This is a genomic window from Nocardiopsis sp. NPDC007018 (genome assembly GCF_040635075.1).
Lineage (GTDB): Bacteria > Actinomycetota > Actinomycetes > Streptosporangiales > Streptosporangiaceae > Nocardiopsis.
Genome location: NZ_JBEYHA010000014.1, coordinates 87,431 through 109,998 on the forward strand (window position 1 = coordinate 87,431; position 22,568 = coordinate 109,998).

At 71.0% G+C, this 22,568-nt stretch carries 25 protein-coding genes and 3 pseudogenes; 16 read left to right on the top strand and 12 right to left on the bottom strand.

Features of this window, described 5'->3' with window-relative positions; translation table 11 throughout:
• Positions 1 to 9: 9 nt before the first annotated feature.
• The gene (locus tag ABZ635_RS10515) at positions 10 to 498 is read right to left on the bottom strand and encodes a macro domain-containing protein (RefSeq protein WP_357762062.1); all 489 of its coding nucleotides are present in this window, start codon (positions 496 to 498) and stop codon (positions 10 to 12) included.
• A gap of 152 nt (positions 499 to 650) precedes the next feature.
• Here ABZ635_RS10515 and ABZ635_RS10520 point away from each other — a divergent pair, with 152 nt between their 5' ends.
• The gene (locus ABZ635_RS10520) at positions 651 to 1,058 is read left to right on the top strand and encodes a MarR family transcriptional regulator (protein ID WP_357762065.1); all 408 of its coding nucleotides are present in this window, start codon (positions 651 to 653) and stop codon (positions 1,056 to 1,058) included.
• Positions 1,059 to 1,061: 3 nt separating this feature from the next.
• Here ABZ635_RS10520 and ABZ635_RS10525 read toward each other — a convergent pair whose 3' ends face one another.
• Together ABZ635_RS10525 and ABZ635_RS10530 are read right to left on the bottom strand one after the other, a co-directional pair.
• Positions 1,062 to 1,634: a GNAT family N-acetyltransferase gene (locus tag ABZ635_RS10525; protein ID WP_357762067.1), complete on the bottom strand. Its 573-nt coding sequence runs from the start codon at positions 1,632 to 1,634 to the stop codon at positions 1,062 to 1,064.
• 95 nt (positions 1,635 to 1,729) lie between these two features.
• Positions 1,730 to 2,347 (bottom strand): TetR/AcrR family transcriptional regulator, encoded by a 618-nt coding sequence (locus ABZ635_RS10530; RefSeq protein WP_357762071.1) that lies wholly within the window; start codon positions 2,345 to 2,347, stop codon positions 1,730 to 1,732.
• Between the two features lie 68 nt (positions 2,348 to 2,415).
• Between ABZ635_RS10530 and ABZ635_RS10535 the strand changes: the two genes are divergently transcribed.
• Positions 2,416 to 3,105 (top strand): GAP family protein, encoded by a 690-nt coding sequence (locus tag ABZ635_RS10535; protein WP_357762074.1) that lies wholly within the window; start codon positions 2,416 to 2,418, stop codon positions 3,103 to 3,105.
• 83 nt (positions 3,106 to 3,188) lie between these two features.
• Here the strand turns inward: ABZ635_RS10535 and ABZ635_RS10540 are convergent, their stop codons facing one another.
• Positions 3,189 to 4,040 (bottom strand): LysR family transcriptional regulator, encoded by an 852-nt coding sequence (locus ABZ635_RS10540; protein ID WP_357762077.1) that lies wholly within the window; start codon positions 4,038 to 4,040, stop codon positions 3,189 to 3,191.
• A 68-nt stretch (positions 4,041 to 4,108) separates the two neighbouring features.
• Between ABZ635_RS10540 and ABZ635_RS10545 the strand changes: the two genes are divergently transcribed.
• A complete protein-coding gene (locus tag ABZ635_RS10545) occupies positions 4,109 to 5,050 on the top strand; it encodes an EamA family transporter (protein WP_357762080.1) in 942 nt (313 codons plus the stop codon).
• A 117-nt stretch (positions 5,051 to 5,167) separates the two neighbouring features.
• Here the strand turns inward: ABZ635_RS10545 and ABZ635_RS10550 are convergent, their stop codons facing one another.
• Positions 5,168 to 6,460, bottom strand: coding sequence for a hypothetical protein (locus tag ABZ635_RS10550; protein WP_357762083.1), 1,293 nt, complete (start codon positions 6,458 to 6,460; stop codon positions 5,168 to 5,170).
• A 321-nt stretch (positions 6,461 to 6,781) separates the two neighbouring features.
• Between ABZ635_RS10550 and ABZ635_RS10555 the strand changes: the two genes are divergently transcribed.
• The 3 genes from ABZ635_RS10555 to ABZ635_RS10565 all read left to right on the top strand — a co-directional run bounded on the left by ABZ635_RS10555 (position 6,782) and on the right by ABZ635_RS10565 (position 11,097).
• Positions 6,782 to 7,693 carry a LysR family transcriptional regulator gene (locus ABZ635_RS10555; protein WP_357762086.1) on the top strand — a complete coding sequence of 304 codons (912 nt, stop codon included), beginning with the start codon at positions 6,782 to 6,784 and terminating at the stop codon, positions 7,691 to 7,693.
• A 157-nt stretch (positions 7,694 to 7,850) separates the two neighbouring features.
• Positions 7,851 to 8,714, top strand: a complete 864-nt coding sequence (locus ABZ635_RS10560) for a hypothetical protein (protein ID WP_357762089.1) — start codon at positions 7,851 to 7,853, stop codon at positions 8,712 to 8,714.
• Between the two features lie 496 nt (positions 8,715 to 9,210).
• Positions 9,211 to 11,097 carry an ABC transporter ATP-binding protein gene (locus ABZ635_RS10565; protein WP_357762092.1) on the top strand — a complete coding sequence of 629 codons (1,887 nt, stop codon included), beginning with the start codon at positions 9,211 to 9,213 and terminating at the stop codon, positions 11,095 to 11,097.
• A gap of 175 nt (positions 11,098 to 11,272) precedes the next feature.
• Here ABZ635_RS10565 and ABZ635_RS10570 read toward each other — a convergent pair whose 3' ends face one another.
• The 3 genes from ABZ635_RS10570 to ABZ635_RS10580 form a co-directional block, all read right to left on the bottom strand.
• Positions 11,273 to 11,806 (bottom strand): sugar O-acetyltransferase, encoded by a 534-nt coding sequence (locus tag ABZ635_RS10570; protein ID WP_357762209.1) that lies wholly within the window; start codon positions 11,804 to 11,806, stop codon positions 11,273 to 11,275.
• 101 nt (positions 11,807 to 11,907) lie between these two features.
• A complete protein-coding gene (locus ABZ635_RS10575; protein ID WP_357762095.1) occupies positions 11,908 to 13,068 on the bottom strand; it encodes an acyltransferase in 1,161 nt (386 codons plus the stop codon).
• 60 nt (positions 13,069 to 13,128) lie between these two features.
• On the bottom strand, positions 13,129 to 13,749 hold the full coding sequence (locus ABZ635_RS10580; RefSeq protein ID WP_357762098.1) for a TetR/AcrR family transcriptional regulator: 621 nt from the start codon (positions 13,747 to 13,749) through the stop codon (positions 13,129 to 13,131).
• Positions 13,750 to 13,906: 157 nt separating this feature from the next.
• Here ABZ635_RS10580 and ABZ635_RS10585 point away from each other — a divergent pair, with 157 nt between their 5' ends.
• From ABZ635_RS10585 to ABZ635_RS10605, 5 genes are all read left to right on the top strand, one after another.
• The gene (locus tag ABZ635_RS10585; RefSeq protein WP_357762101.1) at positions 13,907 to 14,332 is read left to right on the top strand and encodes a CrcB family protein; all 426 of its coding nucleotides are present in this window, start codon (positions 13,907 to 13,909) and stop codon (positions 14,330 to 14,332) included.
• Positions 14,329 to 14,691: a fluoride efflux transporter CrcB gene (gene crcB / locus ABZ635_RS10590; RefSeq protein WP_357762104.1), complete on the top strand. Its 363-nt coding sequence runs from the start codon at positions 14,329 to 14,331 to the stop codon at positions 14,689 to 14,691. The genes ABZ635_RS10585 and crcB overlap by 4 nt, the downstream gene beginning before the upstream one ends.
• Positions 14,692 to 14,720: 29 nt before the next feature.
• Positions 14,721 to 15,380: a class I SAM-dependent methyltransferase gene (locus ABZ635_RS10595; RefSeq protein ID WP_357762107.1), complete on the top strand. Its 660-nt coding sequence runs from the start codon at positions 14,721 to 14,723 to the stop codon at positions 15,378 to 15,380.
• Positions 15,381 to 15,488: 108 nt separating this feature from the next.
• Positions 15,489 to 16,094, top strand: a complete 606-nt coding sequence (locus ABZ635_RS10600) for a class I SAM-dependent methyltransferase (RefSeq protein ID WP_357762110.1) — start codon at positions 15,489 to 15,491, stop codon at positions 16,092 to 16,094.
• Between the two features lie 208 nt (positions 16,095 to 16,302).
• On the top strand, positions 16,303 to 16,992 hold the full coding sequence (locus ABZ635_RS10605; protein WP_357762113.1) for an SRPBCC domain-containing protein: 690 nt from the start codon (positions 16,303 to 16,305) through the stop codon (positions 16,990 to 16,992).
• Between the two features lie 7 nt (positions 16,993 to 16,999).
• Here ABZ635_RS10605 and ABZ635_RS10610 read toward each other — a convergent pair whose 3' ends face one another.
• Entirely contained in the window at positions 17,000 to 17,542 is a 543-nt protein-coding gene (locus tag ABZ635_RS10610; RefSeq protein ID WP_357762116.1) for an NUDIX domain-containing protein, read from the bottom strand.
• A 278-nt stretch (positions 17,543 to 17,820) separates the two neighbouring features.
• On the opposite strand from ABZ635_RS10610, the gene ABZ635_RS10615 reads away from it, so the two are divergent.
• Together ABZ635_RS10615 and ABZ635_RS10620 are read left to right on the top strand one after the other, a co-directional pair.
• Positions 17,821 to 18,834 (top strand): hypothetical protein, encoded by a 1,014-nt coding sequence (locus ABZ635_RS10615; protein WP_357762119.1) that lies wholly within the window; start codon positions 17,821 to 17,823, stop codon positions 18,832 to 18,834.
• Between the two features lie 16 nt (positions 18,835 to 18,850).
• Positions 18,851 to 19,105, top strand: coding sequence for a hypothetical protein (locus ABZ635_RS10620; protein WP_357762122.1), 255 nt, complete (start codon positions 18,851 to 18,853; stop codon positions 19,103 to 19,105).
• Between the two features lie 63 nt (positions 19,106 to 19,168).
• Here the strand turns inward: ABZ635_RS10620 and ABZ635_RS10625 are convergent, their stop codons facing one another.
• Both ABZ635_RS10625 and ABZ635_RS10630 read right to left on the bottom strand, forming a co-directional pair.
• Positions 19,169 to 20,248 carry an IS110 family transposase gene (locus tag ABZ635_RS10625; RefSeq protein ID WP_357762125.1) on the bottom strand — a complete coding sequence of 360 codons (1,080 nt, stop codon included), beginning with the start codon at positions 20,246 to 20,248 and terminating at the stop codon, positions 19,169 to 19,171.
• A gap of 230 nt (positions 20,249 to 20,478) precedes the next feature.
• A complete protein-coding gene (locus ABZ635_RS10630; protein WP_357762128.1) occupies positions 20,479 to 20,889 on the bottom strand; it encodes a Rid family hydrolase in 411 nt (136 codons plus the stop codon).
• A gap of 82 nt (positions 20,890 to 20,971) precedes the next feature.
• On the opposite strand from ABZ635_RS10630, the gene ABZ635_RS10635 reads away from it, so the two are divergent.
• Positions 20,972 to 21,343 carry a helix-turn-helix domain-containing protein gene (locus ABZ635_RS10635; RefSeq protein WP_357762131.1) on the top strand — a complete coding sequence of 124 codons (372 nt, stop codon included), beginning with the start codon at positions 20,972 to 20,974 and terminating at the stop codon, positions 21,341 to 21,343.
• Between the two features lie 114 nt (positions 21,344 to 21,457).
• On the opposite strand, the pseudogene ABZ635_RS10640 reads toward ABZ635_RS10635, so the two are convergent.
• A pseudogene (locus tag ABZ635_RS10640) lies at positions 21,458 to 21,640 on the bottom strand (cupin domain-containing protein); the annotation flags it as partial.
• A 1-nt stretch (position 21,641) separates the two neighbouring features.
• Here ABZ635_RS10640 and ABZ635_RS10645 point away from each other — a divergent pair.
• A pseudogene (locus ABZ635_RS10645) lies at positions 21,642 to 22,307 on the top strand (transposase); the annotation flags it as partial.
• A 63-nt stretch (positions 22,308 to 22,370) separates the two neighbouring features.
• Positions 22,371 to 22,534 (top strand): annotated as a pseudogene (locus ABZ635_RS10650) (NCS1 family nucleobase:cation symporter-1); the annotation flags it as partial.
• Positions 22,535 to 22,568 lie beyond the last annotated feature (34 nt).

Sequence of the window (22,568 nt, forward strand, 5' to 3'; positions counted from 1 at the left end):
GCGCCCGGCTCAGTCCACGTCGTAGACGGTGACGCTCACGCCCCGTTCCAGGAGGTGCTCCCGGATCAGGGGCAGCACGTGTTCCCACCGGCCGCCCGCCAGTCCGCAGCCGATCCGGGGCATGTGCACCGTCGCCCCGAGTTCCAGGGCGTGGTCGGCGAGCCTGCCGAGGCAGGTGGCCAGCGCCTCGTAGCGGATCGGCGGGCCGCCGCTTCCGCGCCTGACCCCGTGTTGGGCGACCATGTTGGCCACGTGGACGTCGGGGAGCACCCGCACCAACCGGACCGCGCCCAGGGCGAAGTCGTTGGCGGACCGCCCCCGGTGCCAGGCGCGGTAGTCGCGCTCCGGCGCGGACCAGCGGCGGGACAGGGCGAGGACGAACCCCTTGCCCCAGCCGCCCCGGTTGTTGCACACGTGGGCGATGATCTTGGGCCCGGAGGCCTGGGGGCTGGTCGCGTCGCCGCGCAGGTACCGCGGTGCGGAACGGGAGTCGGGCATGCGGGCACACTACCGGCTGGGTCGGACACCCTCCCGGACCCGGTTCGCCCGCGCCGGACTCGCGGGGTGACACCCCGCTCAAGGGCTGGCGGGGACCCGGGCGGGCGACATATCGTCGATCCGTCCCGAGACCTCGGCCACCCGGAGGCCCCATGTCCGACCTACCGATCGGGTACTGGCTCAAGCACCTGGACCGGCTCATCGAGAACGACCTCGACCGTACCCTCGCCGAGGACTCCGTGAGCCGTCGTCAGTGGCAGGTGCTCAACTCCCTGCACGTCGACCCCGGCACCGTTCTCCAGCTGGACCAGCGCCTGGCGCCGTTTCTGGAGGACGACGAGACGGGCGTGGCCCCGGTGGTGGAGTCGCTGCGCCGGCGCGGGTGGGTGAGCGGGCTGGTCTCCCTGGAGCTCACTCCCGAGGGGCGGCGTGCCCACGGTGAGCTCCTCCAGCGGGTGAGCCGGGCCCGGGAACGGCTGTGCGAGGGCATCGGCGACCAGGAGTACCGCGACGCCGTCGACGTCCTGGAGCGCATGTCGGCCAACCTCGAACCGCGCTGACGGTCAGTCCAGGTGCAGTTCGCGGGTGAGTTCGACGAAGGCCAGGTCGTCCCGGCGCGGCAGCCCGAAGGCGGTGTCGCCGTAGGGGAAGGGTTCGGTCTTCCCGGTCCCGGTGTAGCCGCGCCGCTCGTACCAGGCGATGAGTTCGGGGCGCTGTTTGAGGACCTTCATCCGCATCAGGCGGCAGCCCCACTCCTGGGCGGCCGTGCGCTCGGCCTCGGCCAGCACGATCCGGCCCAGGCCCGCCCCCTGGAGCTCCGGCCGCACGGAGAACATCCCGAAGTAGGCGCCGTTGACACTGCGTTGGAGCTCGCAGCAGGTGACGATCTCGCCCCCGGACTCGCCCACGAGCACCAGGGTGTTGGTACGGCCCAGCAGCTCGGTCATGGCGGAGGCGTCCACGCGCTGCCCGTCGAGGAAGTCGGCCTCGGTGGTCCAGCCCCGGCGTGAGTCGTCGCCCCGGTAGCAGGAGTTGACCAGCTCGACCAGCGCGGGGACATCCTCCGGTCGTGCGGCCCTGAACTCGACCCCGCTCCCGTGCTCCCGAACGTTCCCGTCGCCCTGCGTGGTGGTCACGCCATCCCCCCGAATCCCTTGGAAACCCCGTGTCGGCATCCAGTATGTCCAAGTCCGAGGGGTGGCCCGTCCACGTCCGGTACGGACCGGGGCGGCTACCGCCTGCTGGACTCGACGTGGGTCAGGAAGGCGCGCAGTCGGGCCCGCGCGGTGTCGGGCGGGACCTGGTCCGGGTTGACCATCATCTGGAGTGAGAGCCCGTCCACGAAGGTGTGCAGGAACGAGGCCCAGTCCTCCAGCCAGGGGTCGGGGTGCGTCCTCGCGGGGTCGTCCAGGCGGGGAAGGCCTCCCAGGGCGCCCACGAGCTGGCGGTACAGGCCCCGCTGCTGGTTCCAGCGCTCCTCCAGGCGGGGATCGCGTTCGCCGATGATCCCGGTGGCCTCCCAGACGCGGTACTCGGCGCGCCGGATCTCGTCCAGGGGGAGCATGTGCTCGGCGAACCCGGCGGCACGTTCGACCACGGTGGCGTCGGGGTCCTGGTCGCGGGAGTGCTCCCGCATCCGCCGGACCACCCGTTCCTCGGACAGGTCCAGAGCGAAGACGAGGAGTTCCTCGCGGGTCTGGAAGTAGTGGCGCAACGCGCCGGAGGACAGACCGGCCTCAGCGGCGACGGTACGGATGGACACGGTCTGCGGTCCGGAGCGGGCGATCACCCTCCACAGAGCCTCGGCCAGCGCGCGGCGGCGTTCTTCGTGATCGACGATCTTGGGCACTCCACTTTTTTAGCACACTTGTGTTATTTTATTTCGCACAGTCGAGCTGAAAAGATCCGGAGTACCGCATGCCTCCCCTGGACGTCCTCCTGCCGGTCGCCGGTCTGGCGCTCTTGGACACCCTGAGCCCCACCACGCTGGGTGTCTCCCTCTTCGTACTGCTCAGCGGAGCCCGTTCCGTGGCCCGTCCGCTGTTCGCCTACCTCGGAACGGTGGCGCTGTTCTACTTCGCGCTCGGGTGCGCGCTCATGCTGGGTCTGGGCGCGGTGATGGACCGCCTCACCCCCCTGGCCGACAGCCCTCTGGCGGGCTGGGGCATGGTGGTCCTCGGAGGCGGGCTGTTCGCCTACTCCTGGGTGATGCCGAACAGCAAGCGGCCCCCGCGCCGCCCGGCCTCGTTCCGCACCACCACGATGATCGGGCTGGGCCTGGCCACCGGGCTGCTGGAGGCCGGGACCGCGCTCCCCTACCTCGGCGCCATCGGCATCATGAGCGCCTCGGGCCTGGCCGTCCACGCCTGGCTGCCCGTGCTCGCCGCCTACAACCTGGTGATGGTGCTCCCGCCGGTCCTGCTCTACCTGGCCCACCGTGTGTTCGGCGAACGTCTGCGCCCGAGGCTGGACCGCTGGCGGGAGCGGATCGACGCGGGCTCGCGGGAGGCCCTGTCCTGGGTCGTCGGCATCGTGGGCCTCCTCCTGCTCGTCAACGGGCTCCAGCAGGTGGGTGTCGTCGACCTCATCGACTCGCTCAACCCCTGACCCTCCGGCCTGGGCGGGGCGAGCCCAATGGCCGGGCACACCGACGACCGGGGTGGTTCTCCCGGCGGGTTCCCGGCCGCTCTCTAGCGGGCGTACAGCTCCGTGAGCAGTGCGACCGCCGCGTGCGTGGCCGGGTGTGGGTCGTGCCGCCGCCAGACCAGCCGCACCGGGATGAGCGGCGCGTCGCGCAGCGGTCGGAAGACGATACCGTCGCGCCGGTACTGGGTGGCGGTGCTCTCCGGGGTGATGCCGACCGCCCGGCCGGTGGCGATCTCGGCCAGCCAGTCGTCGATGTCCCGGGTGGGTTCCATCTCCGGCCTGGCGTTGTCGGGCCACAGGTCCGCGGTGGTGGTGCCGGTGCGCCGGTCGTAGAGCAGGACCCGGCTGGTCAGCTCCTCCAGGCGCAGGGACCGGCGGCGCGCCCAGGGGTCGTCGGAGGCCATGGCGCAGTGCCGGAGCTCGTGCCCGACCACGGCGCTGTCGAAGCGTCGGCCGTCGAAGGCGGCGCGGACCACCGCGAGGTCGCACAGCCCCTCGGCGAGCCCTCCTGTGGGGGTGTTGGTGCGGATCAGGTGGAGGGCGATCCCGGGGTGCCGGTCGGCCCAGCGGCGCTGGAACTCGGCGGTGTGACGGCCCACGGCCGACCACGCGTGCCCCACCCGCAGGCGGGTGTGCCCGCTGGTGGCCTCGCTCACCAGGTTGTCGGCCTCGGCCAGCAGGTGGCGGGCGCGGGCCAGTACCTGTACTCCCGCTGTGGTGGGGGTGCCGTGGCGACTCGTCCTGTGCAGCAGGCGCACGCCGAGGACCCCCTCCAGGGCGGCCAGGTTACGGGAGACCGCCGCCTGGGACACGCCCAGTTCGAGGGCGGCGTCGCTGAACCCTCCGGAGTCCACGATCGCGACCAGGCAGCGCAGGTGGCGGAGTTCGAGATCCATGCGTTCAGCGTATAGAAGATCGCTCGTATGCATTTTGCGTATGCGAACCGCGGGTGGATGCTCGCGCCATGACGACTTCCACCGACACCGACGGGCACACGGCCGGGGAGACCGGCCGGGAGACGGGCACCGGACGCCGGCGCGGTATGGCGGTGATGCTCGCCGGAGGCGCCTCCAACCAGGTGGGAGCGGCCACCGCCGCGCTCGCCTTCCCCATGATCGGTCCCGTGGGCGTGGTCGCTGTCCGCCAGTGGGTGGCGGGCGCCGTGCTGATGGCCGTGGGGCGGCCCCGGCTGCGGACGTTCACCTGGCGCCAGTGGTGGCCGGTGCTGGCGATGGCGGCGGTGTTCGGCTCTATGAACCTGACCCTGTACCTGGCCGTCGACCGGATCGGACTGGGTCTGGCGGTCACCCTGGAGTTCCTCGGCCCGCTGGCGGTGGCCCTGGCCGCCACACGCCGCTGGACCGACCTGGTGTGCGCGCTGGTGGCGGGCGGCGCGGTCGCGGTCCTGACCCGACCGCAGCCCACCACCGACCACCTCGGGATCGCCCTGGCCCTGACAGCGGCGGCGTGCTGGGCGGCCTACATCCTGCTCAACCGGACGGTGGGGCGGCGGCTGCCGGGGATCGAGGGGTCGGCGGCCGCCGCCGGGGTGTCGGCTCTGGTGTTCGCACCGGTGGGCGCCCTCGTGCTGTACCTGAACCCGCCCACGTTGGCGGCGCTGCTGTGCGCGGCCGTGGCGGGGGTGCTCTGCTCGACGGTGCCGTTCCTGGGCGACCTGTACGCGTTGCGCAGGGTCCCGGCCCGCTTCTTCGGCCTGTTCATGAGCGTGCACCCGGTGATGGCGGCGCTGGCGGGCTGGTGGGTGCTGGGGCAGACGCTGGGCGGTGCGGAGATCGCGGCGGTCCTGGCGATCGTGGCCGCGAACGCGGTCAGCGCTGGCACGGCGGCCCGGGCCGGTTCCGCTCGTCCAGGAGGAACTCCAGGACCGGCGCGGTCAGACCGGTGAGGGCGTGCCCGGCGCCGGGCAGTACCCGTACCCGGGCCCCCGGCGCCGTGGACGCTACGGAGCACCCGATGCCATAGTGCGGTGCGTAGGACGAGGCCACACGTCACAGCGGGCGGATCACAACCAGTGAATCGGGATCATAGAGGCGTGTTCACCCTCGGCAGTGCCGATCTCGACGGGTTCTTCTCCACCCGCCGCAGGCACGCTGAACCAGGACACCTTGCCTGCGCTATCGGTAGAGCGGAAGAGGAGCTGGTCTCCCTCCGGCGAAAGAACGGGATGCTCGTTGGTGCGGTCGCTGCCGGGCAGGATCTGTCGCAGCACCACAGGTGCGGGGTCCCCGAAGAATGCCTCCTCCACCTCCTCGGCGGGGTCGAGAGACCAGACCGTGAACTCGTTGTCGTCGAGCATCAGCTCGTACTCGCCGACGGCGAACAGTGCTCGGGGGAGCCCCTGGCCCGAGGAAGCTGTGCGCGAGAATTTGAGGTGCTCCCAGGCGCCCTCGAAAGGGCGGCCGTTGTTACTCCTACCGGCGGGCACGACTGCGGGATCTCCCTCAAGGTCTTCCGAGAGACTGATCTCCCCGTCTCGCACCTGGAACACCCCGGCGACACCTGATTCGGTGAACGCGAAGTGCCGGTTATAGAAGCTGGAGATCTTGGCAGGTCCGCTGGGGTTCTCCGTGTCCTGGACGACGACGGTTCCGAAAAGGACGCCGGACTGGGGGTCAATGATCAGGCGCTCGCATCGCATCCCGCAATCACCCACGTCTCGGACCTCCCCACTGGTGGGGTCAAGCGCCTTCACAGTGTGGGTTTCCGTCCCGTGGTCGATCTCTACGTAGTAGAGCCCACCATCAGAGTGCGAGTAACGGGGCGACTTCTTCTCGGTGGCACCACTGAAACCGGACGCGTCATCAGCGGGCAGGAGGGCCTCGACCCCGCCGTCAGCGGACATCGCGCCGACAGTGGTGGTCTCTGTGCCGTCGATCTCCTCCACGATCGTCACCAACAGGAGCGACTCGTGAGGCAGGACCAGCGCCGCCAATTCGTGGGCCTGATTGAAGGTGATCGGGAGAGTGCCAGTGATCGTGTCCTCGAACGCCTCGGTCGAGCAGCTCGGGAGTTCCACACTCTGGAGGGACTCCACTGGACGGCTATGGGCAAGCACAGGTTCATCGGTGGCCACGGCATCGGCCACAGAGAACACGTGTTCGGCCTGGACGGTGCCGTCCTCCCTGGAGAACCGTGACACGGTGATGGAGTCCTCTCCGCAGGCCAACGCGAGGAACCCATCACCGCTGAGGGGAGCTACTTCGGCGCTGCCTTCACTGACCTCCTGCTCTGCCTCCTCTGCGCTGCTTCCGTCGTCACCGCAGGCCGTGACGACGAGGAGCGCGGACAGCGCCACACCAGACATCAGTCGTGGGGATCTGGAAAGTCGGAGCACAGAGCCACCTATTCACTGGGGAGTGGGACCACGGCCGTCCACGGGCTGGGTCGTGGTCCGGTCGGCAGGGGCATGGAGCAAGGGCGGTAGCACTTTACCTTCGAGTCCCGGGCGGCATCGGGGGAACCTCTCTCCTCCGTCTCGGGGCGATCCCAAGCGACAGGACTTCCGCTGCTCACAGGCGGGTAGGAGATCCAGAGGAACACTTTGCCCGACATTGACTCCACGAGGTGGCGCGACCACGTACCGTCCCCGGGACACTGCGACCCTGGGAGGACCCCCTTGTCCATCGACTCCACCACCATCGACCTCGTGCGCGCCCTGACCGTGCACGACACCATCGCCGAGGCGGCGGCCGCGGTCTACCTCAGCCCTACGGCCGCCTGCCGCAAGATCAGCTCTCTGGAGGCGCTCGTGCAGGGAACCATCGTCAACCGCGGCGGCCAGGGCCGCCCCGTCCAGCTCACCGAACTCGGCCGCCGCTATCTGTCATGGGGCGAGAGCGCCCGCCGCCGGTTCGACCGGGTCGCCACCCATGGCGAACAGGAAGCCGGCACCGAGCTGATCCGCGTGGCGGTCCTGGGAGCCGCGCTGGCCGACACCGGCCCAGCCATCCTGGAGGAGTGGCGGGCCCGCTGGCCTGACGTGCGTCTGGCCCACGTGCCCGTGCACTCCCACACTCTCGCCGACCCGCTCGCGGCCGCCGACATCGTTTTCGGGCAGCTCCTGGGCGATGAGGCCCACGAACTGGGCTACCGCGCCCACACAACCACCACCGCACCCCGGGCCGTGGTCGTGCCGCGCAGCTCGGACCTGGCCGACGCCGAATGGCTCAGCCCCCACGACGTCGCCGACGCCGAATGGCTCTACGCCGACCCCGGAGGGGCCCGCTATGCCCGGTGGATGGACGACCTGCCCCTCGCGGAGGCCTCCCGAGCCACCACCCTGGAATCCCCGGAGGAGGTGAGCGCGGCCGTGGAGGTCACCGGCAACGTCGCGCTGCACACCATGTTCGCCGCCCCCGCCTTCGAGACCTCACACACCCGGTTCGTGCCGCTGGCGGGACGCGCGGTCAAGTTGGGGGTGGCCATCCGCTCCGACTCTCCCCCGCCCCCGGCTCTGGAGGCCCTCTACGAGCTGGCCGTGCTCTGCCACAACAACCTCGACGCCCTGAACGAGCTCAACAACGAGTGACCTGCATAGAACAACCCGACACTGTCCTGTCAAGGGGTTCCGGTTGCGGATATCGCATCCCACACCGGACCCCGCCGTGGTGACCTGATCCCAGGTCGCCCCACCGAACCCTGTACCACCTGGGCGGCCCCGCCGCACGGACCAGGAGGTAGCCAGGATGGACGCGACGCTGACCCGCACCCACCACCACACGCACAGCCCCGGGGCGCCCACCCTGAGCCGCCTCAGCAGCCGGGTGTGGACCACACGGTGGACCGCGAGCCCGGGCGCCAGCCTCCTGGTCGGCCGCGGCGCCGAGCTGACGGTCGTGGACCACGGCATGAGCACCGAGGCCACCGAACGCCTCCTGACCGATGTTGCCACCGCCGCCCCGGCCCTGCGACTACGCCGGATGGTGTGGCTGCGCTGGGACCACGGCTCCGGGGAGCGCACCCCCGAGCACGCCGAACGCCTGCACGCCGACCAGATCCGGCCAGCCGCCAGCTTCGCGCCCGGCTCGCCGCGTGTACTGAGCCACCGGTTGAACATCCCGAGCTTGCCGGGGGTCAGCGCGCACGCCCCCAGTGCCGACCAGCTGCTGCTGTGGGACCGTACCGACCGCATTCTTTTGGCCGGGGACCTGCTGGCCCCCGTCGCCCCCGAACTCTGGGGGCTCACCCCCTCGCAGGCCGAGCAGGCCCTGCGGTGGATCAGCGACTGCGCCCCCCACCAGGTCGTGGGCAGCCACGGCACCCTGCTCTCCGGCGCCGACATCGAACGCGCCATCACCAGCCGGCTGACCTACCTGCGGGTCCTGCGCCAGCAGGCCATCCGAGCCCACCGCAGCGGCGCCACCGAACGCCTCGCCCTGCACCAGGCCCTGACCGAAGGCGTCCTGGCGCAGTGGGCGGTCGCCCCCGAGCGCCACCTGATCAACCTCCACGCCGCCCTGGCCGAGCACACCGGCCGGGCCCTGGACATGGACGCCGTGGCCACTGACGTGCGACGGGTCCTGGCCGAACGGGGCACGCGCCTGCTTTGACCACACGGGGCCCGCCCCTTCCCTCCCCGGGCGGGCCTTCCCAGCGCTCCACCCCGCTGGAGTGCAGCCCCCGGCGGTGACCGACACCGGGGGCTCTTCGCTCGCCCGTTGGGCGCCTTCACGGAGCAGTCGGCACAATCGTCGCGTCTACCGATACGCAGTCAGAATGCCGAGAACCCACATGCGATGAACTCTCGGTCTCGCCGCGCCAGATCCGGGGACGCCCCAACAACGAAGCAGTGCCGCTGTTGGGGCGTTCGTCCATGTTGCGGCAGAAGTGCTGTCCCCGCAGATTCTGCCCGCAGGGACGGCCAGGACGGGGGCAGCACCATCTCCCGCCCGCGGGTGGAGTCATATCGCGCCAGAACCTGTTCGAGCGGTGGTGCGGCGCACAAGGGGGTCACCAGGATGGGGAAGACGGCGCTGCGGCTTGACCTGAACTATTGTTCAGGTTCTACGGTTCTGGGGTAACCAACAAGACGGACCGGTGGACCCCATGAGTATGGAAATGGCCGCGTGGAACTCGATCTACCACGCCATGCACGCCCACGAGGATCAGCGCCCCTTCTCCCGAGCGGTCCTGCGCCGGATCGCCTCCTTCGCCCGACCACACGGGCGTCCACTGGCCTGGTTCCTCGGTCTGAGCGTGCTCATGGCCGCGCTCGCCGTGGCCGCACCGCTCCTGGCCGGAGAGGTCGTCAACGAGATCGTCGCCGGGGCCGCGCTCCGACCGGTCCTCCTCCTGGCCGGGCTCATCGCCCTGGTCGCGGTCTCCGAGGCGGTTCTCTCGCTGGTCGTTCGCTGGCTCTCCTCCCGGATCGGCGAGGGGCTCATCCTCGACCTGCGCACGACCGTCTACGACCACGTCCAGCGCATGCCGGTCGCCTTCTTCACCCGTACCCGCACCGGCGCCCTGGTCAGCAGGCTCAACAACGACGTCATCGGTGCCCAACGCGCCTTCAGCGACGTCCTGTCCGGGGTGATGAGCAACGTCGTCACCCTCGTCCTGGCCCTCGCCGTCATGGTCACCCTGTCCTGGCAGATCACCCTGCTCTCGCTGGTGCTGCTGCCCGTCTTCGTCCTGCCCGCCCGCCGCATGGGTGCCCGCCTGGCGCGGATCGAACGCGAACGCACCGTCCACAACTCCGCCATGAGCACCCAGATGACCGAGCGCTTCTCCGCGCCCGGCGCCACCCTGGTCAAGCTCTTCGGGCGCCCCGACGAAGAGTCGGCCGAGTTCGCCCGGCGCGCGAGCCGCGTCCGCGACATCGGGGTGCGCACCGCCATGGTCCAGGAGGTCTTCTTCACCGCCCTGACCCTGGTCTCCGCGCTCGCCCTCGCCCTCGTCTACGGCCTCGGCGGCCTCTACGCGCTGCGGGGGCAGCTGGACGCCGGGACGGTCGTGGCGATGGGCATGCTCCTCACTCGCCTGTACGCCCCGCTCACCGCCCTGGCCAGCGCCCGGGTGGAGGTGATGAGCGCGCTGGTCAGTTTCAGCCGGGTGTTCGAGATCCTCGACCTCAAGCCGCTCGTCGACGAGAGCCCGGACGCCCGACCGGTCCCGACCGGCCCGGTCTCCCTGGAGTTCGACGACGTCACCTTCGGCTACCCCACCGCCGACCGGGTCTCCCTGGCCTCCCTGGAGGAGGTCGCCACGCTCGACACCACCGACAACGGCCCGGTCCTGCACGGGGTGTCCTTCCGGGTGGAGCCCGGACAGACCGTGGCGCTGGTCGGTTCCTCCGGAGCGGGCAAGTCCACCATCGCCCAGCTCACCCCTCGCCTGTACGACGTGGACGAGGGAGCGGTCCGCCTCGGCGGCACGGACGTTCGCGAACTCACCTTCGCCTCGATGCGCGCCACCCTGGGGATGGTCACCCAGGACGGGCACCTGTTCCACGAGTCCATCCGCGCCAACCTCACGCTGGGCTCCCCCGGTGCCACCGACGCCCAGATCTGGGACGCGCTGCGCCGGGCCCGTCTCGACGCCCTGGTCGGCGGCCTGCCGGACGGGCTGGACACGGTGGTCGGCGAACGCGGCTACCGCTTCTCCGGAGGGGAACGCCAACGGCTCACCATCGCCCGCCTCCTCCTGACCGGGCCCGAGGTCGTCATCCTCGACGAGGCGACCTCCGCGCTGGACTCCACCTCCGAGGCGGCCGTCCAGGCCGCCCTGGCCGAGGCCCTGGAGGGACGGACCGCCCTGGTCATCGCCCACCGGCTCTCCACCATCCGCGCCGCCGACGCCATCCTGGTGGTCGAGGCGGGGCGGATCGTGGAACGCGGCACCCACGCGGAGCTGCTGGCCCGCGACGGACGTTACGCCGAGCTGTACCGGACCCAGTTCTCCCACGGTGACACCGAACCGGCGGCGGCCGGGTAGGTCCCCGGCCGCCCGCCCCGACCCCGTCCCCCGGTGGCGCCACACCGGGGGGCGGTCCCCCGCGTCCGTCCGCGTCAGCGCACGGGCAGCGGCTCCCCCATCCGTTGATTCCGCCGTCCGTGGAGCGGCATCGGGTTCCTCGCCCGTCGGACCCGGGGCCGCGCCGGTTCCGGGCTCAGATCTCCTTGACGACCCGCGCCGGGTTGCCGACGGCTACCACGTTGGCGGGGAGGTCCTTGGCGACCACGGCCCCGGCGCCCACCACGGTGTTCTCACCGATGGTCACGCCCGGACAGACGATCACCCCGCCGCCCAGCCACACGTTGTCGCCGATGGTGATGGGTTCGGCCGCCTCCCACTTGGCCCGCCTCGGCTCCGGGTCGATCGGGTGCGTGGGGGTGAGCAGCTGGACGCGGGGGCCGATCAGGACGTCGGCGCCGATCGTGATGGGGGCGACGTCGAGCATGACGGCATCGAAGTTCACGAACGAGCGCGGTCCGATGGTGATGCGGTAGCCCAGGTCCACGCGCAGCGGCGGACGCACCTCCGCCCCCTCCCCCAGTTCCCCCACCAGGTCGGTCAGGGCCTTGTGCCGTCCCTCGACGTCGTCGGCCGCGCAGGAGTTGAAGGCCTCGGAGTGGCGACGCGCCCGGGCCACGTCCGCCTCGATCTCGGGGTCGTCGGCGAGGTAGGGCTCACCGGCCAGCATGCGTTCCTTCTGAGTGGCCACGGGGGTCGGGTCCTTCCCTTGGGAGTTCTGCTTCGACCCTATCCCCGCGGCCACGGCGGCGCCTCGCGGTTCCCCGAGGATCAGAGGACGCGCCTGGCTCCCGGCACCGCACGCACGGCGGCGGCCGCCACCCAGCACAGCGGCACGGCCAGCACGCCCATCCCCGCGAACTTGGCCAGCGCGGAGGCCTCCCAACCGCTCAGGGCCACCCCGAGCGCGACCAGCACCACGGCGTGGAGCACGTAGACGGCGAAGGCGTTGTCGGACAGGAACTCCAGGAAGCGGTTGCTTCGGTCGAACAGCCGACGGAAGGACACCAGGAGGGCGACGACCACGCCCATGGCGAAAAGGTTCTCGGTCAGGATCTGCGCCAGCGCCTGCCAGCTTCCGGGGGTCAGGGAGTCAGCGCCGACGATGACCAGGACCGCCGCCATGGCGACCAGTCCCGTCGCGGCCAGCCCCAGCCCGCCCCACCCGGCGCTGTTCGGCAGCCGCACGAGCCAGTTGTTGCGGTAGGCCAACACACCCACCGTGAACAGTGCGACGTACTGCGGCAGGTACCCGGGGCTGGGCAGCCCCACGACCGGCCAGTACGGCGCGGGGAAGGCGAACCGCCAGGCGAAGGTGAGCAGCGCCAGGCCCACGGCGAACAGCACGACCGGCCCCAACCAGCGCAGCGGCGCGGAGTCGGCGGGACGCGCGGCCGCTCGCTCCAGGGCGCCGAGTACGACGGCGGGGCGGCGTTCGCGCAGGCTGCGAACGGCCACGTAGACCAGGCTCATGACCAGCAGGACCTCCACGAACCACAGGGGTCCCGGGTCGATCCCGAACACGTAGAGCATCCAGTACGACAGGCTCGGGTCGGCCGCGAGCAGCTGGGCGTGCGCGGGCGCCATCGCCAGCGGCCGCAGCAGGACCACGAAGAGCAGCAGCGGAACGCCCAGGCGGACCATGCGCTCGCGCAGGAACGGGCGACCGCCCCTGCGGTCCACGGCCCCGGGCACGAAGTACCCCGCCAGAAGGAAGAACAGCCCCATGAAGAACGTCTGGTTGAGGATCACGAAGACGTCCAGCAGGCCGCCGGTGGGGTCCTGGGCGGGCTCGGTGTAGAACCACAGCGGGATGTTGCCGTAGGTGACCGCGACGTGGTGCAGGATCACCAGCACGGTCAGGAAGACCCGCAGGTTGTCGACGAAGAACAGGCGCGCCCGTGTGGCCGGGGGCGTGGTCGCTGGGATCACGGGCGGGTGGTGCTGTGTCATGGTGCCCTCGTGTTCGGGGGGTGGACGGGCTCGGTGCGGTCAGTCGGCCCGGGCGGCACGGACGAGGAGCTCGCCCAGTTCGTCGGCGTGGGCGAGCAGGTCGTGGTCGGGGTGGACCCGCCAGTACTCGAACATCGCGTCGATGGACGCCTGCTGGCTGACCGCCATCACCCGCACGTCGAAGTCGCGGAACTCGCCGCTCTCCTGGCCGTGCCGGTAGAAGCCCTCCAGGCCCTGGTAGAGCGGTTCGGCCTGGCGGCCGCCGTAGCGGGGTCCGCCGTCGGCGTCACGGGCGTGGATGAAGATCTGGGCCAGCGCGGCCATGCGGTCGCGGTGCTCCATCGCGTACTCGGCGACGCCGCGCACATGGGCGCGCAGCATCGTCTCGGCGTCGGGTTGGGCCGTGACGCGGGGGACGATCGACTCCGCGATCTCCGTGTAGACGCTCGTCACCACCTGGTCCACCAGTTCGTCCTTTCCGTCGAAGTGGTACGAGATCACGCCCTTGCTGATCCCCGCCGTTCGCGCGATCCGCGCCAGGGACGCGTTGGGGTAGCCCATCTCGGCGATGGTCTCCACCGCCGCCTCGATGATCTGCGCCCGTCGGGCCTCCTCGATGAAGGACCGTTTCTGACTGCCCGGCTTTTTTTCTGACTGCATGGCCAGAATTCTATACAGCCGGACAGGAATCCATGAGGGATCGCCCTGAACACCCCCTGAACCGGACCCTGACACTCCAGCGGTCACGCCCCTGACGCGAGGAGGCTCCCCCGGGGACGAGCGGGCAGGTCGGGCGCGGTGGGTGCACAATGACCCCATGTCCTCATCCGCACGGGGGTCCGTGGCGCCCCTGGTCGCCGCCGTGTCCGCCGGCGGTGCGCTGGGCGCGCTGACCCGCCACACCCTGGACGCGCTCTGGCCGCCCGCGAGCTCCGGGGTCTCCTGGACGATCCTTGCGGTCAACGTCACCGGCTGCCTGCTGATCGGCCTCCTCATGGAGCTGATCGTGCACCGCTGGCCCGGCAACCGCCTGGTCCGCCCCTTCTGGGGGGTGGGGTTCCTAGGCGGATACACCACCTTCTCCGCCTACGCCGCCGACGTGGTGACAGCCCTGGAGCGCGGGGAGCCGCGCGTGGCGCTGGCCTATCTCCTCCTCACAGTGGCGGGGGCGCTCACCGCGGCCTGGGCCGCCTCGGCGTTGGCCCACCGCTTCCTGACCCACGGCGGGGGGCGCAACCCGTGAGCGCGCTGATGGTGGTCCTGGGCGCGGCCGTGGGGGCTCCGATCCGGTTCCTGGTGGACCTGGAGCTCAAACGCCGCCTGGGCGAGGGTTTCCCCTGGGGAACCCTGCTGGTGAACGTGGTCGGCAGCCTGGTCCTGGGCGCGGTTCTGGCGCTTCCGCTCTCCCCCGCGACCACGGACCTGCTCGGCGCGGGGCTGTGCGGGGCGCTGACCACCTACTCGACGTTCGCCTACGAGACGGTCCAGCTGTCACGGACCGGCGCCCGGGGCCGCGCCCTGCTGAACGTGCTGGCGCACCTGTCCCTGGGCGTGGGGGCGGCCTGGGCGGGGGTGACCCTGGTCGGGGTTCTGCTCGGCTGAGGCGGCGCGGCGCCGCTACCGTGTCCGGTATGCCCTCACCGACACCCGTGGCCGCCTGGCTGAACCGCCTCAACCGACGGCACCCGTGGAGCCACAACGACCGGCTCGCACCCTGGGTGGTGCGCCGGGTGGCCGCCAGCGGGGCGCGCGAGGTCCTCGACGTCGGGTGCGGCACCGGAAACCTGCTGGCCCGCCTGCGCCGGAGGGTCGACGCGGTCACGGGACTGGAACCCGATCCGGAGACCGCGAACCTGGCCGTCTCCCGCTTCGCCGACGTTCCCGGGATCACCGTCGTCCGCACGGGCCTCGACGGGCGCGCACCGGGGCGGCGCTGGGACGCCGTCACCATGGTGGCCGTCCTGCACCACCTGCCGTTGGAGCCGACCCTGCGGGAGCTGCGCTCCGTCCTGGTTCCCGGCGGCCGCCTGGTGGTCGTGGGGTGCCACCGCGACGCCACCCCCGCCGACCACCTCCTCGGGGTGTTCTCCGCCGTGCTCAACCCGCTGGTGGGCCTGCTGCGACACCCGGTTCCGGCCAGTGAACCCCCCGCGCACATGCGCGCCCCCACACGCGAACCGGAGTGGACCCTCGACCAGATCCGTGCCGCCGTCGCGCGGGAACTGCCGGGCGCCCGGGTGCGTCGGCGCCTGTTCTGGCGGCACACCCTGGTCTACGACCACCCGTCCTGAACGAGGTTTTTGCCGTTATCGCACATTTCCTTGCCGAATCACCCCGTCGGGGGCACCGTGGTGGCGGAGGGGGCCACCCGGCCTCCCCGACCCCGTGAGGAGACCGGTATGGACGCGCGATTCTGGGACGACAGGTACGGCAGCCGGGAACGGCTGTTCAGCGGCGAGCCCAACGGCGTCCTCGTCGCCGAGCTGGACGACCTCACACCCGGGCGGGCCCTCGACGTGGGGTGCGGCGAGGGCGGCGACGCCCTCTGGCTGGCCCGACGGGGCTGGAGGGTCACCGGGGTCGACATCTCGCGGGTGGCCCTCGAGCGCGCCGCCGCCCAGGGCGCCGACGTCCGCGAGCGGCTCTCGTGGCAACACGGGGACCTGACCACTGCCCCGCCCCCGCCGGGCCGCTTCGACCTGGTCACCGTGCACTACTTCCCGCTCCCCCGCGAACCCGAGCACACCGCCCTGCGCGCCCTGCTGGCCTCCGTCGCCCCCGGAGGCACCCTCCTGTTCGTCGGGCACGACATCACCCCGTTGCCCGAGCGGCTGGAGGACGGGCACGTTCCCGCCGACTACTACCAGCCCGCCGAGGTGGCCGGGCTCCTGGACGACGACTGGACCGTCACCGTCAACGAGACCCGGGCCCGGGTGGCCCCCGCTCCCCCGGGCTCGCACCACACCCACGACACCGTGCTGCGCGCCCATCGCGCACGGCCCTGACCTGGGAAGGGGTGGCGGCGCGGCGGGGGGGCGGGGTAACGTGGGACACGGCGCGGTCCCGCGCCCAACCTCCGGCCCCGGCGCCCACGCCGTCGGCCTCGTGGAGGCAAAGGGGGCCCTGGAGCCCTCGGGACGCCGGTGTGACGTGTGAGCCCTTCCGGCGGGCGACGGGGGCGTGGGCTCCGCCGTGTGCCGCCGAGGAGCCGTCATGACCCGCCAGAAGTCCTTCAAGCAGACCGTGCGCGACCGCATGGAAAAGACCGGCGAGAGCTACACCGCCGCCCGGGCACAGCTGCTCCCCGAGAGCGAGCCCGCGCCCGACAGCGCCGCCGCCCCGGGGACGGGCGCCGCGACCATCCGCGACCGCGTCCGCGGGCACAAGGTCGCCGACGCCACCGGCCGCGACTACGAGGGCTGGTTCGCCCTGTTGGACGCCTGGGGCGCCACCTCGCGCACCCACACCGAGATCGCCGCGTGGTTGGTCGACGAGCAGGGCGTGCCGGGCTGGTGGGCGCAGACCGTCACGGTCGCCTACGAGCAGGAGCGCGGCCTGCGCGTACCCGGACAGAAGAAGGACGGTTTCGCGGTCAGCGCCAGCAAGACCGTGGACGTCCCGGTGGAGCGGTTGTTCGCGGCCTTCGCCGACCCGGACCTGCGCGCTCGCTGGCTGCCGGTCGAGGCCGCCGAGCGCACCGCCAAGCCGGGCAAACGCTTCACCGCCGATCTGCCCGAGGACACGCGCGTCGCGGTCACCTTCCAGGCCAAGGGCGAGGCGAAGTCGTCGGTGGGGGTCGAGCACACCCGCGTCGCCAGCGCCGAGCGCGCCGCGGAGTGGAAGGCCGACTGGCGTACCTGGCTGTCCGACCTCAAGAAGGTCGCGGAGGACCAGCCCGCTTGAGGCCGACCTAGACCCACGCGTAGGTGTCGTCCGTGGCCGCTGGCAGGGCGGCGTCCGTCACCGGGGCGTGCGGGTCGGGCAGGGCCGCCAGCGCCGCCCCCACCAGGGGGAACAACGGCAGCTCGGCGGTCCTGCGGTGGTCGATCCACTCCACGACGCCGACCTCGTACCCGCCGTCGGCCCGCTCGTCGTACTCCTCCACGGCCAGCACTTCGCGCACCTCGGGCGAGACGTGCAGTCGGTAGAGCAGGTGGAGCTTGCGCGGCGGCGGGGTGGGGCCGGGGCGGCTGACCCGCTGGTCGGCCACCCACAGCAGCTCCGGTGCCGTGGCCTGGTGCGGGTGCAGGTCCAGCTCCTCCGCCAGTTCGCGCCGGAGCGCGGCCACCAGGTCCTCACCGGGCTCGACGTTGCCGCCGGGAGGTGTGTAGTGCACCGACCCGGGCCGGTCGCGCCGGATGAGCGCCACCTCGTTCCGGCAGAACACCAGCGCTCCCACCCGGATCTTGACGCGGGAGAAGGGCGGGGGCTCGGAGCTGGAGGAAGTCGACATACGGCCCAGTATCGCGCGGGCGCCCGGGACCGACCTGGCGCGGGGCGTGTCCTGCCCGGGCATCAGGCCACCTGGAACAGCTCTGAACTGGAGTAACGGTTACCTGGCGCTCGCGGTGGGTACGTGGGGCGGACACGCCCTCACGCACCCCCGCGACGGCGACCAACGGAAGACACCGCGCACCGGAGTCCGCGACCGGGCCGACCGTTCGAAGACACCCCCCGGAAGGGCGCTGAGACAGCTGGGTGTTCCCAGCCACGCGGAAGGTTGTGGGAAAGGTGGAAGAGACTCCAAGGACCGGAGGAAGCACAAGCGAGGACGTCGAGAGGGTCGCGGAGGACCCGGCACCGGAGGGTGTGGGAACCGAGGCCGTTCCGGCGCCGCGCCGGGAATCCGACGGCGAGTCGGCGAGAAGCGGCGATCCGGACGTCCTGCTCGAAGTCCCGAACCTGCGGGTCGACGAGATCGACCTCGAGGTCGACAACCTGGTCGCCTCCGTCTCGCTCCAGGCCGAGGTACTGGACCTGCTCAAGCTGAAGGTGGGGGCCGACGTCGGACTCGGTCGCGTCCACCTGAACATCAAGGGAGTCGAGGCCGAGGCCCTGCTCAAGGTCAGACTCGACAACGTCAGGGAGATCATCGCCCGGGTCCTGCACACCATCGACACCAACCCGCAGGTCCTGGAACACGTGGCTCGCGGTGTGGAATCCGGTCTCGAAGAGGTGGGCGGTGGCGCGGGCCGTGCCGTCGGAGCACTGGGCGAGGGGGCCGGAGGCGCTGTCAGGGACGTCGGACAGGGTACGGGTCGCGCGGTCGAGGACGTCGGCTCGGGAGCCGGAAGCGCGGTCGAGGACGTTGGTCAAGGTGCCGGGAGCACCGTCGAGGATGTCGGACAGGGCGCTGGTGGCGCCGTCGAGGACGTCGGAGACACCGCGCAGGGAGTCGGCTCAGGTGCCGCGCACACGGTCAGCGACGTGCTCCCGGCCACCGGGGACGCGGCACACGACGACGGGTCCGGCGCCGAAGAGACGGAGCACCCCGACCCCGACCCGGACATCGAGGACGAGGCGCCCGACGAGGCCGGAGGGGACGAGGGCGTCGACGACCCGCCAGAGGATGTCGGCTCGCTTCCCGCCGACGCGGTGGGGTCCGTGGAGGCCGCGGCGAAGCGGGCGGAGCAGGCCGCGAAGAGCGCGGGAGAGGCCGCGAGGGCCACCGCGAACGTGTTGCGCGACGTCGCGAAGCGGGCCGGTGACACGGTGCGGCGCCCCGGTGGCGGGGCCGACCGGTGAACCGGGGGTGATCACCGTGAACAACCGGAAGGAACCCGGGTACGACGTGGAGATCGGCGCGTCCGTCACCGCGCGCGAACTGACGTTCCGCGAGGTGCCGCAGGTCGAGTCGAGGTACAGGGGTAGCCCCCGGTCGGAGGGCACGGCGGGCAGCGACCGGTCCGGCGTCCCCAGGCCCGTCGAGACCGGGACCGTCTACGAGGACGTCCGTGTGGACTACCGGCTCGCGGGCCGGGTCCGGCCCGACGAGGACGCGCTCGAGGAGGACTGAACCATCCCGGTGGCCCCGCTTCCTGAGCGGGGCCACCGGTGGTCGTGGATGCTCCTATGGATGTCAAGCAGCTTCAGCGAAGTCATCTCTGCCCCGGGATTTCGTCGTGTTCTTCGAGTTCAGCACTTGGAAGACCTCCCGAGCCACATAGCGTTTCAAACACCGCATGATGTCCTTGGTGGCCAACCCCTGGCCGGTGCGCCGCTCAACGTAGGCGCGAGTGCGCTCGTCCCATCGCATCCGAGAGAGCACGATGGTGTGCAACGCGTGATTGGCGGCCCGATCCCCGCCCCGATTGAGCCGATGCCGGTCCCGCCGCCCCGAGGAAGCCGGGATCGGCGCCACCCCGCACAAGTGCGCGAAGGCCGCCTCCGAACCCAAACGGTCGGGGTTATCCCCACACGTGGCCAACAGCTGGCCGGCCACATCAGGACCCACACCCTTGACCTCCAACAACTCCGGGGCAGCTTGACGGGTCAAGGCTTTGAGTCGAACATCCAGCTCCTGGAGCTCCTCATCAAGGGCACCCACACGCTTGCCCAGCCGACGCAGCGCGAACTTGACCGCTGGGACCGGATCGGTCAGGTCAGTGCCCGGGCGCAGCCGGGCGCACCGGGCCGTCAGCTCCTTGACGGGAAGGTCACGCAACGCCGCACGCACCTGTTCGGGGGCGGTGACCACCAGTTGGCGGGTCTGGTTGATGGCCTGGGTGCGGGCCTTGACCGCTGAGCGGCGCACCACCCGCAGGGCGCGGATGGCCTCCACGATCCCGTCGCGGGTCTTGGGGGTACCGGTGGCCCGGCCCGAGGCGACCGCGGTGGCCGCGGCGTAGGCGTCGATGGGGTCGGATTTGCCCTTCATCCTGCGCATCTTGCGGTCGGGCCGGTCCACCTCCACCACCGTCAGGCCCGCTCGGGCCAGGTGGCGGGCCAGTTCGGCTCCGTAGGCGCCGGTGCCCTCCACTCCGACCGCCGCCACGGTTCCGAACGATTCCAGCCAGGTCAGGAGCTGGTGGTATCCGGGGCCGGTGGCGTCGAACTCGGCGTCGGCCAGGTGCCGGCCGAGCGGGTCGATGATCGCGGCGTGGTGGGTGTGGCCGTGGGTGTCCACGCCCGCTGTGACATCGAGGGGTTGATCGGTCATGCTGGTACCTGCCGCCTTGTCGCTGATCCCGTTGGGGTGGCACGCGCCGGCCGGGCGGGCGGACAAGACTGTGGTGGGGCTCCTAGACCAAGCTCCTATGAGGTCACGATCGCCCGTCCGGTCGCGTGTAGCGGCCCCTCCGAACGGGCCGACAAATCCCCAACAGGACAGAAAACGTCGGTCAGTCCGTGAGTCAGACCCGTCGGAGAAGCCACTACACATCCTCACAGTCAGTCCAGGACGGCGAAGGCCTCCAGCTCGACGAGGACGTCGGGCTCCCACAGGTAGTCCACACCGATCAGCGACACGGGCGGCAGCGGCGTGGGCAGGCGCAGTTCCTCCGTGACGTTCTCGATCCCCTTCATGAAGGCGTCGGCCTTCTCGGGCTTCCAGCCGACGGCGAAGAACCGCAGGCGCACGACGTCGTCGAAGGTCGCGCCCGCCGCGGCCAGGCCGCTCGCCGTGTGGCGCAGGACGATCTCGACCTGGCCGGTGAGGTCGCCGGTGGCCAGCCGGTTGGAGTCGCCGTCGCGGGCGATCTGTCCGGCCACGTGCACCTGGCGACTGCCGGTGCCGATCGCGACGTGGTGGTAGGGGACGGGCTGGAACAGGCCCTCGGGGGAAAGCAGCTGCACGGTCATGGAAGGGTCCTTCCGGTTGGCGTAGGTCAGGTATCTCATGTGTACTAGGTGGCCTAAGGGAACCTCAACGAGACCAGGTATCATGCGCGAAACCCCGACCGTCCAGCCCGCCCCGCAGATCACCGCGGAGCACCGTGAACTCCTCGACCAGATCCTCGACAAGTGGTCGCTCCAGGTGCTCGACCACCTCTGCGAACAGCCCCTGCGCTTCAACGGCCTGCGCCGCGCGATCCCCGTCGTCACCCAGAAGTCCCTCACCGCGACCCTGCGGCGCCTGGAGCGCAACGGGATGGTCGACCGGGTCGTGGTGAGCACTCGCCCCCTGGCCGTGGAGTACCGCATCTCGACCCTGGGCCGAACCCTCCAGGACCTCGTCGACGCGCTCCTGGTCTGGTCCACCGAGACCATGCCTCAGGTGGAGCGCGCCCGGGAGCGCTTCGACGAGCTCGCCTGAGGCCGGAGCGGTCGGCGGGTCACATGCGGTCCGCGGCCCATCGCGAGGGGTGCGTCCCGGTCGGAGGCCCCCGCCCGTCCCGGCGGACGCGCTCGAACCTCGGCGGGCCGGGGCTCAGTCCAGGTTGAGCCAGACGGCGACGGCGTCGTGCTCGCCCTGGTTGGAGATGCGGTGCGGGGTGGTGGAGGGGTAGGTGATCGAGTCGCCCGGCCGCAGCTCGTAGGTGTCGAACCCGACGTCCACGGTGAGCACCCCGCTCACCACGTTGCCGATCTCGTGGCCTCGGTGGCGCACGTACCTGGTCCGACGCGGTGACAACTGGTACTTGTACGCCACCTGTGAGGTGCCCGTAGCCGAGGAGTACACCCCCGAGGGGTTCGTCGGTGTCGACCTCGGGATCGCCAGTATCGCCACTACCTCGGACGGCACCGTCTACTCCGGCAAGCAGCTCAACCACGTCCGCCACCGCCACCGTCATCTGCGCAAGCGCCTGCAGTCCAAGGGCACCAAGTCCGCCAAGCGTGTGCCGCGTCGCCTGTCGGGCCGTGAGAGGCGGTTCGCCGCCGATACCAATCACCGCATCGCCAAGCGGATCGTGACCGAGGCTCAACGCACCTGTCGCGGTATCGCCCTGGAAGATCTGGGCGGAATTCGTGACAGGGTCCGGCTACGCAAGCCCCAGCGGGTCACGCTGCACTCCTGGTCCTTCGCCCAGCTCGGCTCCTACATCGCCTACAAGGCGAAACGGGCCGGGGTGCCGGTGGTCTACGTCGATCCGGCCTACACCTCGCAGGGGTGCAGTGAGTGCGACCACATCGACAAGAAGAACCGGGCCGACCAGGCCACCTTCCAGTGCACGTCGTGCGGCTTCGCTGAGCACGCCGACGTCAACGCAGGCCGTAACATCGCCCAACGTGGTGTTGCGGTCTGGGCAGTGAGTCACGCTGCCGACGACGCGGACTAGCATTCACCATCCAGGTGTGGGCTCGAGCTGCAAGCTCGGTCCTTCAGGACCGAGAAGCTGACCGTCTGGACTAACGACATCCAGAGCCTGTTCGGCTGCACCCTGGCCGTCACGCTCTTCATCTCCTACGGGCCCAACGGCTGGGCGGGCTTCGCCGGGATCATCGTGATGGTCATGTGCGACCCAGCGTGCGCTATAGCACCCCCTACGCCGTCATCGCCCGCGCCCGCGAGGCCGTGCCCGTCACCTCCTGCCCCCACC